The sequence below is a fragment of the Rhodococcus sp. HNM0569 genome (assembly GCF_012726205.1).
Taxonomy (GTDB): Bacteria; Actinomycetota; Actinomycetes; order Mycobacteriales; family Mycobacteriaceae; genus Rhodococcus_F.
Map to the genome: position 1 here is coordinate 155,623 of NZ_JAASAE010000008.1, position 13,226 is coordinate 168,848.

General features: G+C 68.6%; 12 protein-coding genes. 6 read left to right on the top strand and 6 right to left on the bottom strand.

Going from position 1 to position 13,226, the window contains the following annotated elements:
- Positions 1–263: 263 nt before the first annotated feature.
- Positions 264–1,007, top strand: a complete 744-nt coding sequence (locus HCA44_RS13240; protein ID WP_169649145.1) for an SDR family oxidoreductase — start codon at positions 264–266, stop codon at positions 1,005–1,007.
- Between the two features lie 46 nt (positions 1,008–1,053).
- Positions 1,054–3,003, top strand: a complete 1,950-nt coding sequence (locus tag HCA44_RS13245; RefSeq protein WP_169649032.1) for a M13 family metallopeptidase — start codon at positions 1,054–1,056, stop codon at positions 3,001–3,003.
- Positions 3,004–3,067: 64 nt separating this feature from the next.
- On the opposite strand, the gene HCA44_RS13250 is transcribed toward HCA44_RS13245, so the two are convergent.
- The 5 genes from HCA44_RS13250 to HCA44_RS13270 all read right to left on the bottom strand — a co-directional run bounded on the left by HCA44_RS13250 (position 3,068) and on the right by HCA44_RS13270 (position 8,466).
- Entirely contained in the window at positions 3,068–3,982 is a 915-nt protein-coding gene (locus HCA44_RS13250; RefSeq protein ID WP_169649033.1) for an Ig-like domain-containing protein, read from the bottom strand.
- 124 nt (positions 3,983–4,106) lie between these two features.
- The gene (locus tag HCA44_RS13255; protein ID WP_169649034.1) at positions 4,107–5,762 is read right to left on the bottom strand and encodes an FAD-dependent oxidoreductase; all 1,656 of its coding nucleotides are present in this window, start codon (positions 5,760–5,762) and stop codon (positions 4,107–4,109) included.
- 63 nt (positions 5,763–5,825) lie between these two features.
- The gene (locus tag HCA44_RS13260; RefSeq protein WP_169649035.1) at positions 5,826–6,338 is read right to left on the bottom strand and encodes a DUF6764 family protein; all 513 of its coding nucleotides are present in this window, start codon (positions 6,336–6,338) and stop codon (positions 5,826–5,828) included.
- 48 nt (positions 6,339–6,386) lie between these two features.
- Positions 6,387–7,421, bottom strand: a complete 1,035-nt coding sequence (locus tag HCA44_RS13265) for a DNA polymerase domain-containing protein (RefSeq protein ID WP_169649036.1) — start codon at positions 7,419–7,421, stop codon at positions 6,387–6,389.
- A gap of 1 nt (position 7,422) precedes the next feature.
- Positions 7,423–8,466, bottom strand: coding sequence for an ATP-dependent DNA ligase (locus HCA44_RS13270; RefSeq protein ID WP_169649037.1), 1,044 nt, complete (start codon positions 8,464–8,466; stop codon positions 7,423–7,425).
- A gap of 135 nt (positions 8,467–8,601) precedes the next feature.
- Between HCA44_RS13270 and HCA44_RS13275 the strand changes: the two genes are divergently transcribed.
- Complete coding sequence (locus HCA44_RS13275) at positions 8,602–9,201, top strand: hypothetical protein (protein ID WP_169649039.1); 600 nt, start codon at positions 8,602–8,604, stop codon at positions 9,199–9,201.
- 3 nt (positions 9,202–9,204) lie between these two features.
- Here the strand turns inward: HCA44_RS13275 and corA are convergent, their stop codons facing one another.
- Positions 9,205–10,347 carry a magnesium/cobalt transporter CorA gene (gene corA / locus HCA44_RS13280; RefSeq protein ID WP_169649042.1) on the bottom strand — a complete coding sequence of 381 codons (1,143 nt, stop codon included), beginning with the start codon at positions 10,345–10,347 and terminating at the stop codon, positions 9,205–9,207.
- A 323-nt stretch (positions 10,348–10,670) separates the two neighbouring features.
- On the opposite strand from corA, the gene HCA44_RS13285 reads away from it, so the two are divergent.
- From HCA44_RS13285 to HCA44_RS13295, 3 genes are all read left to right on the top strand, one after another.
- Positions 10,671–11,363 (top strand): TetR family transcriptional regulator, encoded by a 693-nt coding sequence (locus tag HCA44_RS13285; RefSeq protein WP_169649044.1) that lies wholly within the window; start codon positions 10,671–10,673, stop codon positions 11,361–11,363.
- Positions 11,360–11,884 carry an HXXEE domain-containing protein gene (locus HCA44_RS13290; RefSeq protein ID WP_169649046.1) on the top strand — a complete coding sequence of 175 codons (525 nt, stop codon included), beginning with the start codon at positions 11,360–11,362 and terminating at the stop codon, positions 11,882–11,884. Before HCA44_RS13285 ends, HCA44_RS13290 begins: the two co-directional genes overlap by 4 nt.
- A gap of 143 nt (positions 11,885–12,027) precedes the next feature.
- Complete coding sequence (locus tag HCA44_RS13295) at positions 12,028–13,191, top strand: acyl-CoA dehydrogenase (protein WP_169649048.1); 1,164 nt, start codon at positions 12,028–12,030, stop codon at positions 13,189–13,191.
- Positions 13,192–13,226: the final 35 nt, after the last annotated feature.

Below are 13,226 nucleotides of genomic sequence, written 5' to 3' on the forward strand. Positions count from 1 at the left end.
ACATCCCTTCGTGTCGAGTTGTCCGTGTCGAGTTGTCGACTGCCCGCTCCGTGAGTGCAGTCATGGGACATCGTGAGAGTGTCCTGGACCACACATCGGGAAAGAGGGTCTTCGCCCACTGACCGGGAAGCGCAGGAGTCGACCACGGGCCGTGGGGCTCGCCGCCGACGCGTCGCACCCATCCAGTGGCATCGTGGCAACGGACGCCCCGCGACAGGCGCACACTGACGGGCAAGGAGTCGATGCGGAACGAGAGGGGCATGATGAGGCTGGACGGGAAGGTTGCCGTCGTCACGGGTGGCGCGGGCGGAATCGGGCGCGGCATCGTCCGCGCGTTCGTCAAGGAGGGAGCCCGGGTGCTCGTCGTCGACATCAACGACGAGGCCGGCCGGGCACTCGAGGCCGAATTCGACGGCGAAGCGCGGTATCTCGGCATCGACATCTCGAAGCACGAGAACGCGTCGCGTATCCGCGATGCCGCGAACGAGGCCTTCGGCCCGGTCAGTGTGCTGGTCAACAATGCGCACGCGTCGCGGCAGGCCCCGCTGATCGAGGTCACCCAGGAGATGCTCGACCTGTCGTTCGGCACGGGCTTCTACCCGACACTGTGGCTCATGCAGGCCTGCTACGAGCAGCTGAAGGAGACGAACGGGTCGGTGATCAACTTCGCGTCGGGTGCCGGTATCGACGGCCTGCCGACGCAGGGCTCGTACGCGGCGGCGAAGGAAGCGATCCGCGCGATCTCGCGCGTCGCGGCCAACGAGTGGGCCACCGACGGCATCAACGTCAACGCGATCTCGCCGCTCGCGCTCACCGAGGGCATCCAGGCGTACATCGCGGCGAATCCCGAGGTCGAGGAGCCGATGCTCTCGAAGACACCGATGCATCGGCTCGGCGATCCCGAACACGACATCGGACGCGTCGCGGTCTTCCTCGCGAGCGACGACGCGAGCTACATGACCGGTCAGACGCTCATGGTCGACGGCGGCAGCATCAAACTGCGATAACCGCGCACGGACGCACGAAGGTCGAGGGCGGTGTAAGGATGGAGCCATGACCACCGTCACGAACTCCGGTATCGACCTGACCCACGTCGACGACGCCGCCCGGCCGCAGGACGACTTGTTCGAGCACGTCAACGGCCGGTGGCTCGCCGACTACGAGATTCCCGCGGACCGCGCGGTGGACGGCGCGTTCCGCATGCTCTACGACCGGGCCGAGCAGGACGTCCAGGACATCATCGTCCGGGCCGCGGAGGAGGCGACGCCGTCGGGCACGGTCGAACGCAAGATCGGCGACCTCTACGCGAGCTTCATGGACGCTGCCGAGGTCGAGTCGCTGGGGACGTCCCCCATCGCGGCGGAGCTCGACGCGATCCGGGGCGCGGCCGACACCGCGGCGCTCGCGCGGGTGCTCGGGTCGCTGCAGCGCACCGGCGTCGGTGGGGGCGTCGCACACTACGTCGACACCGACTCGAAGAACTCGGCGCGCTATCTGATGCACCTGGCGCAGTCCGGCATCGGGCTGCCCGACGAGTCGTACTACCGCGAGGACGACTACGCCGAGATCCGCGACGCCTATGTCGCGCACATCGCGAAGATGTTCGCGCTCGCGGGCCTCGACTACGACGCCGACACCGTGTTCGCGGTCGAGAAGGAGCTCGCGGCCGGGCACTGGGACGTCGTCAAGCGCCGCGACGCCGACCTCACCTACAACCTCGTGCGATTCGCCGAGCTGCCGACCGGCTTCGAGTGGGGCGAGTGGATCGCGGGCGCCGAGGCCACCGCCGACCAGTTCGCGGAAGTGGTGGTGCGCCAACCGAGTTACCTCGACGTCTTCGCTCAGCTCTGGACATCCCGGTCGCTCGACGACTGGAAGGCGTGGGCGTCGTGGCGCGTGGTGCATTCGCGCGCGCCGTATCTCACCGAGGCACTGGTCGACGAGAACTTCGCGTTCTACGGCAGGACGCTCAGCGGCACTGAGGAGAACCGCGAACGCTGGAAGCGCGGCGTATCGCTCGTCGAGACGCTGCTCGGCGAAGCCGTCGGCAAACTCTATGTCGAGGAGCACTTTCCGCCGGACTCGAAGGTCCGCATGCAGCAGCTCGTCGACAACCTGATCGAGGCGTACCGGCGCAACATCTCCGATCTCGAATGGATGAGCCCGGCCACGCGCACGCGTGCACTGGAGAAGCTCGAGAAGTTCACTCCCAAGATCGGGTACCCCGACAAGTGGCGCGACTACTCGGCCGTCGAGATCAACGCGCACGATCTGGTCGGCAACTACCGGCGCGGCTACGCCGCCGAGTACGACCGCGATCTCGCGAAGCTCGGCGGACCGGTCGATCGCGACGAGTGGTTCATGACGCCGCAGACCGTCAACGCGTACTACAACCCGGGTATGAACGAGATCGTGTTCCCGGCCGCGATCCTGCAGCCACCCTTCTTCGATCCCGACGCCGACGACGCCGCGAACTACGGCGGCATCGGCGCCGTCATCGGCCACGAGATCGGGCACGGCTTCGACGACCAGGGTGCCAAGTACGACGGCGACGGCAATCTGCACGACTGGTGGACCGACGACGATCGTGCCGAGTTCGGCAAGCGGACCACCGCACTGATCGAACAGTACGACGCATTCGAGCCGAAGTCCCTTCCCGGACACCATGTCAACGGCAGTTTCACGATCGGCGAGAACATCGGCGATCTCGGCGGCCTGTCGATCGCGGTGTCGGCGTACGAGATCGCGACCGAAGGTACCGAGCCACCCGAGCTGGACGGGCTCACCGGCCTGCAACGCGTGTTCTTCGGATGGGCTCAGGTGTGGCGCACGAAAGCGCGTGACGCCGAGGCGATCCGGAGGCTCGCCGTCGATCCGCACTCGCCACCCGAGTTCCGCTGCAACGGCGTCGTGCGCAATCTCGATTCGTTCCACACGGCGTTCGCACTCGAACCCGGCGACGGGCTCTACCTGGAGCCGGGGCAGCGAGTGAAGATCTGGTAGCCCCCTCCCCTCGTGAGCATTTCAGGCGTGCCTGGACTCGCAAAGTGCTCACGAGGGGGCGCGGTCAGCGATTCCAGTCGCCGAGCCCGTCGCTACCGCTGAGCGTGCCACCCGCGGTTCCCCGGACGACGACGGCATCGCCCTTGCCGACGTTCTCGTAGAACCACTCGGCGTCCTCGGTGCTCACATTGAGGCAACCGTGGCTCACGTTCGAATAGCCTTGCTGCGCAACGGACCACGGTGCGGCGTGCACGAAGATGCCGCTGTAGGACATGCGCGTCGCGTACTCGACGAACGTGCGGTACCCCTCGGGCGAATCGACCGGGACACCGTATGTCGACGAGTCCATGAACATGTCTCGGTACTTCTCGCCCACGATGTACGTGCCGTTGGGTGTCTCGTGTCCGGCCTTGCCCATCGACGTCGGCATCGTGCGCACCACCTCGCCGTTGCGGGTGACGGTGATCTGCTTCGTCTCGTCGTCGGCCGTCGCGACCACCGCATCGCCGATCGAGAACGTGACGTGCGTGTCTCCCGCGTCGACGGTGACGGTGGTGTGCGCCGGCCAGAACTCGTGTGGTTTCCAACGCACCTGCGAGTCGTTGATCCAGTAGAACGAGCCGTCGACGGGCGGCTCGGCCGTGACGCGGATGGCCTTCTCGGCCACCGCACGATCGTCGATCGGGTCGGTGAAACGGATCGCGACGGGCTGCGCGACTCCGACGACGTCGCCGTTGCCGGGACTCACCGACGGCGGCGCGAAGTTCGCGGGACCGATCGTCGGCTCGGCGGGCACGCCGGGCAAACCCGGAACGGACGGCAGGGCCGGGATCTCGGGGCCGCCGGGGAACAACGGAGCTGCGGCCGCGGGGGCCGCGAACGCGGCGGCGGCCAGGCTTGCGACCGCGACGCACACCGCGACTCGCCGGGGACGGCCTCCGCCACGCACACCGCTCTTGCTACGGGCACCACTTCTCATGGCCACATCTCTCGTTCGACGTCTCTGCCCGCGCGTCCCCGACGTCCATACGCGCACTGCACTTGTCTGCAATTAAGCCACAGTGCGCCGAGCAGACGGCAGCTGCCCCCTGCCCGGCAAGCGGTCAGCTACGTGTGCTCGCGAGCATCTCGGCGATGCTGACGAGCTTCCGACGCGGCCTGCCGGTATCGGCCCCGGCCGAGCGTTCGGCGGCGTCGATACGCTCCCACGCCGCGAAATCGAGGGCCTCCGGGGCGCGCTCGGAGAGCAGCGTGGGCCACCCCTCCCTGTCGCCGGGTGAGTCGAGCCTGCCCGCCACGAAATCGTCGATCAGCATCGACACGGTTTCCGCCGAACAGAACTTGTTGGTACCGATGACTCCGGAGGGGCCACGCTTGATCCAGCCCGCCGCGTATACGCCGCGCACCGGCTCGCCGCTGTCGGGATCGACGACGCGGCCGTGCTCGTTGGGCAGCACACCGCGACGCTCGTCGAACGGGACACCGGGCACCGCGACGCCGCGGTAACCGACCGAGCGCAGCACGAGGCCGGCGTCGAGGGTGTCGGACTCGCCGGTGGGTTCGGCGACGAGCGCCTGACCGTCGCCCGCAACGAGTCGGTTGCGGCCCACGCGCACGCCCGCGACGGCGTCGGTGCCGAGGATTTCGGTGGGCGACGCGAGGAAGCGCAGCACGATGCGCTTGCGCGACGGGTCGACCTGATTCTCGGCGAAACCCTGGATCATCGACACCTTGCGCCGGATCCACGGTTCGGCCTTCTCGAGCTCGTCGGCGCTGACCGGGTCGAGCTCGGCTTCGGCGGGGTCGACCACGATGTCGACCATGCGGCTGAGCGCGATCATCTCGGGCGTGGTGAACGCCGCGTGCGCGGGACCGCGCCTGCCGAGGATGACGACCTCACGAATATTGCTCGCGCGCAATGCCTCGACGGCGTGGTCGGCGATGTCGGTGCGAGCGAGTTCGTCGGGCTCGGCGAGCAGGATGCGGGCGACGTCGAGCGCGACGTTCCCGTTGCCGACGACGACGGCGCGCTCACCCGACAGATCGAAGGTGCGGTCGGCGTAGTCGGGGTGGCCGTTGTACCACGCGACGAACTCGGTGGCAGCGACGCTGAGTTCCTCGCCGGGCACACCCAGTTGCCGGTCGCTGGACGCACCGACCGCGTACACGACGGCATGGTGGTGGGCGAGCAGTTCGTCGTGGCTGACGTCGCGCCCGACCTCGACGCCGAAGTGGCAGGCGACGTTCTTGCGGCGCAGCGCCGACCGGAACTGGTCGGTGACGCCCTTGGTACCGGGATGGTCGGGGGCGACGCCCGCGCGCACGAGGCCGTACGGCGTCGGCAGCCGGTCGAAGACGTCGACCTCGACGCGGGGTTTGGACGCCAGTTCCATCGCCGCGTAGCACGCGGACGGTCCGGAGCCGACGATCGCGACGTGCAGCGTGCCGAGGTCGGCGGGGATCTTGGCCGTCGTCGGCGGTTCGGGCCAGTCGGGGCCGATCGGGTGGCGGTCGTAGAACTCCTCGGCCGCCGTGAGGTATACGTCTTCGCCCTCGTCGAGTTCGTTGTCGGCCTTGATCGCCGACACCGGGCACTCGTCGACACACGCACCGCAGTCGATGCACGTCGCGGGGTCGATGTAGAGCATTTCCGCGGTCGCGAACTCGGGCTCGTCCGGGCTCGGGTGAATGCAGTTGACCGGGCAGACGTCGACGCACGACGCGTCGTTGCAGCACGGCTGTGTGATCACGTACACCATGCGAAAACTATAACGTGTTTCACATTTCTGCCAACAGCCCGTTTTCGGCCGATTCGCGGCGTGTCACGAACGCCCCGGCACCGCCCACGTGTGGAACCCGTCGTGTGCGCACGCCGCTCCGGTCGCGACATTCCACGCGACCGCCACGCCGGTGCCCGCGCACTCGGCCTGGTCGTCGGTGACCAGCGCCTGGCCCGACGGACCGCTCGCGACCACGCCGAACAGCGGCTCCGTCACGGACCCGATCGACACGCTCGCGGGCCCGACGGCCACCGCGACCAGCGTGCCGTCGCGCACCTCGGCCGCGCCGACGCCACCCGCGACCCCGACACCGAGACCGGTGCCGCGGCCCGCCGCGTCGGCGACAGCGACCCCACCCGCGCTGAACGCGGCCGCCCCGCTCGACATGTCCGCGACCGACCGGCACGCGTCGGGGCCGTCGACGATCGTGGTGTCGGTGGTGGGCCGCGCGATGCACACCGCGGCCTCCGCGCTCGGCGCGGCGAACAGGCTCGATCCGAGAACCGCGGCTCCTGCCGCCATGACGACCGCAGCCATCCTCGTCACACGCTTCACGCCCGTCACTCCCGTCACTCCCGCACCGACCCCGACCCGCCTCGCAGCCTACGTGGGGTGCTTGCGGTCGCGGTCGCGACTCGGCTGCACCCGTTTGGGTTCGCCCGGCATCTTCGGGTGGTTCGGCGGGTACGGCAGATCGCCGAGACCAGCGGCTTCGTCGTGGTCGGCCATCTCGAGCAAGGCCTCGACGCTGCACAGCGTCTCCCGCATCCGCGCCATCGGGTCGCCGCGCTCGGCGAGCAGGCCGGGCACCGTCGCGATCGTGAAGTCGTCCGGGTCGACGTCGGGCAGCTCCTCCCACGTGACGGGTGTCGAGACGGTCGCGATGGGCGTCGCGCGTGCCGAGTACGCCGATGCGATCGTCTTGTCGCGATTGTTCTGGTTGTAGTCGAGGAACAGCCGCTCGCCACGCTCCTCCTTCCACCACGCCGTGGTGGCGCGGCCGTCGCTGCGGCGTTCGATCTCGCGGCACAGCGCGATACCTGCTCGTCGCACGGTGACGAAATCGTGGTCGGCGACGAGCGGGACGTACACGTGCAGGCCGCGGCCGCCGGAGGTCTTGGGATAGCCCGTGAGCTCGAGCTCGGCGAGCAACGGGCGCACGACGTCGAGTGCGACGGCGCGCGCGTCGGCGAAATCCGTGCCGGGCTGCGGATCGAGATCGAGCCGCAGTTCGTCGGGACGGTCGACGTCCGGGCAGCGCACCGCCCACGGGTGGAAGGTGACGGTGCCGAGGTTGGCGGCCCACACGATGTCGGCGGGCGACGTGACGCGCAGCGCGTCGGCCGTGCGACCCGACGGGAAGGTGACGACACACGACTGCACGTGTTCCGGACGCTTGGCAGGAACCCTCTTCTGATAGACCTCTTCGCCTTCGATCCCGTCGGGGAACCGTTGCAGGTGCGTCGGCCGGTCGGCGAGCGCCCGCGTCAGCGCGCCCGCGGTGGCCACCGTGCGGTAGTACTCGACGAGATCACGTTTGCTGCCGCCGTCGGGCCCGAGGCGTGGGTAGTAGATCTTGCCCGGATTCGACAACCGCACCGGGGTGCCGTCGACGTCGAGTTCTTCGGCTTCGGCCATGTCAGCCACCTCCCGCGAGGACGTCGGCGAGGTCGTACCGCACCGGCACCTCGAGCTGGTCGTACGTGCATTCGTCGGGGTTGCGGTCGGGCCGCCAGCGCAGGAATCGCGCCGAATGCCGGAACCGCATGCCCTCCATCTGGTCGTAGGCGACTTCGAGGACGCGTTCGGGGCGCAGCGGCACCCAGCTGTGGTCGCCGGCCGCCCGCCACCGCGACGGCTCGCCCGCCGCGACGACGTCGTCGCCCACGCGCAGCGGTTGCAGTTCGGCGAGCAGTTCGCGGCGGCGCTTGTCGGTGAAGGCCGACGCGGCCCCGACCATGACGAGCTGCTCGCCCGAGTACAGTCCGAGCAGCAGCGAGCCGACGCCCTGCCCGTTCTTGTGCAGGCGATAGCCCATGAGCACACAGTCCGCGGTGCGCGCGTGCTTGAGCTTGACCATCTCGCGTTTGCCCGGCACGTACGGGCCGTCGAGACGCTTGGCGACGACACCGTCGAGACCCGCGCCTTCGAAGGTCTCGAACCACGTCATCGCGAGGTCGGAGTCGCGCGTCGCCGCCGTCACGTGACACACCGGCCCCGTGCCCACCGTGTCGAGCAGCAGGGCGCGGCGCCGCTCGAACGGCTCGGCCGTGAGGTCCGCGTCGCCCGACGCGATCAGGTCGAACGCGACGAACTGCGCGGGCGTGCTCTCCGCGAGCATCCGGATGCGGCTCGCGGCGGGATGGATCCGCTCCGACAGCAACTCCCACGCGAGGCGGGTGGTGCCGTCGACCGTCTTGGGCACCACGATCTCCCCGTCGACGACGCACCGCGCAGGCAACTCGGCGCGCGCCGCGTCGACCACCTCCGGGAAGTACCGCGCGAGATCCTTGCCGCCGCGGGACCCGATGACGACCTCGTCGCCGTCACGGAACACGAGGGAACGGAATCCGTCCCACTTGGGCTCGTACGACCACGCGTCACGCGGCGTCGACTGCGCGGGCACCGCCTGCGCGGCCTTCGCGAGCATCGGTTGCAGTGGTGGCATCACCGGGAGATCCACGGAATCCATAGTGACAGCACCGGCCGACACGCACGGGCGAACGCGCGACCCTCCCGTCTGGTACCCGGCCGCACCGCCCTCTAGGGTGGCGGCAGTCCTTCGTCGGGGAGGGCGGTGTCGGGAGGACGAACAGCGATGACGACCGTGCCTGTGCGGATCGGACGCGCGGCGGCCGCGGTATGCGCCGCTGCCGCGGTCCTGGCGCTGAGCGGCTGCGGGCAGACCATCACGCCACGCGCGGTAGCAGCGGACGACCGCGGGCCCACCACCGGCGCGGACGTTCCTTTCTCCGAATACCAGCTGGGCGACGACACGGGCGACGTGGACGCCGACGTCACGGTCGGCGAGTGCGTGCACCTCGGCGGCGCCGCCGAGGCCGCCGAGATCAGATCGGCGCCGTGCGGGGCCGCCGATGCCAACTACCGTGTCGTGGCCACCGCGCCGTCGAAGACCCAGTGCTCCCCCGACGCCGACTCCTACTACTACGAAATGTATTTCGACGTCGAACAGGGCGCGGTGTGCCTCGACATCGACTGGGTGCCGGGCGGCTGCATGGATCTCGGCGGCGACGAGCCGCGGCGCATCGACTGCGCCGACCGCAGCGCCGTCGACCGCGTCGAGGTCACCGACATCCTGAGCGGCACGACGTCCGCCGAGGACTGCCCGCGACCGGCCGATGGTGGTTTCGAGTACGTCGACCGCCGATTCGTCGTGTGCATCGTCGACGCCGAATGACGTTCAGAGCCAGCCTCGACGCTTGAAGATCGCGTACAAGCCGACACAGATCAACAGCATGAGCGACAGCGCGAACGGATAGCCGCCCGCCCAGTGCAACTCGGGCATCGAGTCGAAGTTCATGCCGTACACCGTGCCGATCAGAGTGGGTGCGAACAGGATCGCCGCCCACGCCGACACCTTCTTGATCTCCTCGTTCTGCGCATAGCTCGCGCGCGTGAGGTTGCGCATCTCCTCGTTCTGTTCCTGCGACACGAGAGTCGCGTTGACGGTGAGGATGTTGCCGAGCAACTGCCGGAAGCCGTCCGCGCGTTCGACGATGCTCGTCACGTGATCGCCCACGTCGCGCAGGTACCGGCGCAACTCTTCGTCGGTGCCGTACTTGTCGAAGCCCGACGTGAGCCCCCGCAGCATGGCCGCGAGCGGCTTGGTGGCGCGCTGGAACTCGATCACCTCGCGTGTGAGCTCGTAGATACGCCGGGAGACCCCGGGATCGCCGCTGAAGACCTCGGTTTCGATCTCGTCGATGTCGTTCTGCAGACCCGCGACGACGGGTGCGTAGCCGTCGACCACGGTGTCCAGGATCGCGTACAGCACGGCCTCGGGGCCGAGCGCGAGCAGCTCGGGATCCGACTCGAGCCTTCGGCGCACCGCCGACAGGTCGGGAGATTCACTGTGCCGCACCGTGAGGACGAAGTCGGGGCCCACGAACACGTGCAACTCGCCGAACTGCACCTGTTCGCTCTCGTCGTCGTAACGCGCGGCACGCAGCACGACGAACAGGGTGTCGCCGTAGCGTTCGAGCTTCGGGCGCTGGTGCGCCTTGATCGCGTCCTCGACCGCGAGCTCGTGCAAGCCGAAATGCTCTGCCACCGAATACAGTTGCGCGTCGGTCGGGCGGTAGAGGCCGATCCATGCCATCGATCCCGGCTCGGCGCGGCGCGCGAAGGCGTCGGCGAGCGACGGTGGAGTACACACCCGCACGCCACCGCGATAGACGCCGAGGTCGACCACCGACTCCTCGGGAGTGCACTCGCCGCGACGCGACGGATGCGCCGCGACACGATCGGACAGGTCGGCCGAGCGAAGCGGGATGGCGGCCCCGCGGCGGGGCAGGAGATTACGGACGGAACGGGTTTCGCGCATGACACACGGGCTTTCGGTCTCGGAAGGACGGGGAGCGGACGCGGTGAAACCGCGCCCGACACCGCCCACGAGCCGTGGCCCGGACGGAAAGACGCGGTTTCAGCAGGCACTCGGAGGCTGGCTACTCATGCGATGCCACACCTCCGTTTCTTCCCTCGCCGGACGCCTGTCGTCGTGAGCGTGTACCGCTCCTCGGCCGGCCAGTCACTGTACTCTCCCGTCGACGCGCTGTCCCGTCGGGCTTCGCGCGGTCGAAGGTCCCGGGTGCGACGCAGCGAGCGACATGAGCACGTGGACCGTCCCGCCGGTGCCATACTTGCCGCATGACCGAACGGACCGAGGGCGCAGGCCCGGACCCCGAATTCCGGGTGCACGTGGTCCGCCAGGCGATCGATTTGTTCGCCGAGAACGGCTACGAATCCACCACCGTCGACCAGATCGCCGCCGCCGCGGGGGTGTCGCGGCGCACGTTCTTCCGGCAGTTCCGGTCCAAGGAGGACGTGATCTTCGCCGATCACGACGACCTGCTCGCCGAGCTGGACTCGTATCTCGCAGTGGGGCACGACGATCCGTGGACCGCGGTGTGCACCGCCGCGAAGATGGTGTTCGAGCACTTCCGCGCCAACCGAGACCTCTCGGTACGCCGCTTCCGCGTCGTACAGCGAGTCGCGGCATTGCGCGAACGCGAACTCGTCACGGGATACAGCTACGAACGGCTGTTCACGGAGTATCTACGCGGAGCACTGCCCGGCGAGCGCGTCGTCCGCGTCGTCGGGTTCGCGGCCGCAGTCACTGCCTGCCACAACTATCTGCTGCGGGGCATGACCAAGGGAGACCCGGACGCGACGTCCGACGCACTCGCCGACGCACTCCTCGACCTGCGCCGCACGTACGGCGTCGCTCCCGACACGGGTGATGCAGCGGAGGCCGAGATCGTCGTGGTGCGCTATCCACCCGGCACGTCACCCGACGACATCGCGGCAGCGGTGCGGTCGCGGCTCGGGGGCGAGTCGTGACCGCCCGGGCCGCCGCATGGGGCCTGTTCGCGACATGGCTGCTGCACGATGCCGAGGAAGCGGCGACGATGCCGCACACCAGCAGGCGCGTCGCACAGTTGCTCGCGCACTCTCGGGTGCGGCCGCTGCGCGCACTCGCCCCGCACGTACGGATGGACGCCACAGACGCACGGGTCTCGATCGCCCTCATGGCGCCGGTGGTCGCGGTCGCCGCGGCACGGGGTGCCCGCACCGACGGCCGCGACCGATTCTTCCAGGCAGTACTCGCCGGCTTGCACGGCCACGTGTTCACACACATCGCGTCGTCGGTGGTGCTGCGCGGGTATTCGACGGGGGTGGTCAGCGCGGTTGTGCTGGTGTGGCCGTACAGCGTGTGGGCGCGTGCGCGCCTACGGCGCGAGGGTGTGCTCGACGAAGGCTCCGCGCCGTACGTGACGGGCGTCGCCCTGTTGGTGCCCGCCGCCCTCGGTGTGCAGGCAGCGGCGCGTCTCGTGCGTCACCCTCGACAGCGATCCACTTGACTGGCACTCAGTGCCGTGCTTGACTGAAGAAGAGTGGCCCAACTGTGCCCACTGCGGGCAGCGAGCCCCGAACCACCCTGGCACTCGGTGTCATCACGACGGCGGTGCCCGACACTCGACCGAACGAGGAGTGAATCCCGATCATGGCCGGAAATCCGGACTTCGACCTGTTCAAGCTGAACGAAGAGCACGACGAACTGCGCGCCGCGATCCGCTCGCTGTCCGAGAAGGAGATCGCCCCCTACGCGAAGGACGTCGACGAGAACTCGCGCTTCCCCGAGGAGGCGCTGAAGGCGCTCGTGAACTCCGGCTTCAACGCCGTCCACGTTCCCGAGGAATACGGCGGACAGGGTGCCGACTCGGTCGCCACGTGCATCGTCATCGAAGAGGTCGCGCGAGTGTGCGGCTCGTCGTCGCTCATCCCCGCTGTCAACAAGCTCGGCACGATGGGCCTGATCCTGCAGGGCTCGGAGGAGCTCAAGCAGCAGGTGCTGCCGTCGCTCGCGTCGGGCGAGGCGATGGCGTCGTACGCACTCTCCGAGCGCGAGGCGGGCTCCGACGCCGCATCGATGCGCACGCGCGCCAAGCGTGACGGCGACGACTGGATCCTCAACGGCTCCAAGTGCTGGATCACCAACGGCGGCAAGTCCTCCTGGTACACGGTCATGGCCGTCACCGACCCGGAGAAGGGCGCCAACGGCATCTCCGCGTTCATGGTCCACAAGGACGACGAGGGCTTCGTCGTCGGCCCGCTCGAGCACAAGCTCGGCATCAAGGGCTCGCCCACGGCCGAGCTGTACTTCGAGAACTGCCGTATCCCGGGCGACCGCATCATCGGTGCCGAGGGCAGCGGATTCAAGACCGCGCTGCAGACTCTCGACCACACGCGTCCCACGATCGGCGCGCAGGCCGTCGGCCTCGCACAGGGTGCGCTCGACGCGGCGATCGAATATACCAAGGACCGCAAGCAGTTCGGCCAGTCGATCAGCAAGTTCCAGGGCGTGCAGTTCATGCTCGCCGACATGGCGATGAAGGTCGAGGCCGCGCGCCTGATGGTCTACACGTCGGCCGCACGTGCCGAGCGTGGCGAGAAGAACCTCGGGTTCATCTCGTCGGCGGCCAAGTGCTTCGCGTCGGACGTCGCGATGGAGGTCACCACCGATGCCGTGCAGCTGTTCGGCGGCGCCGGCTACACCACCGACTTCCCGGTCGAGCGCATGATGCGCGACGCCAAGATCACGCAGATCTACGAGGGCACCAACCAGATTCAGCGCGTCGTGATGTCCCGCGCGCTGCTCGGCAAGTAACAACCCCCTGTGAGCACTTGACGAGTCCAGAGACT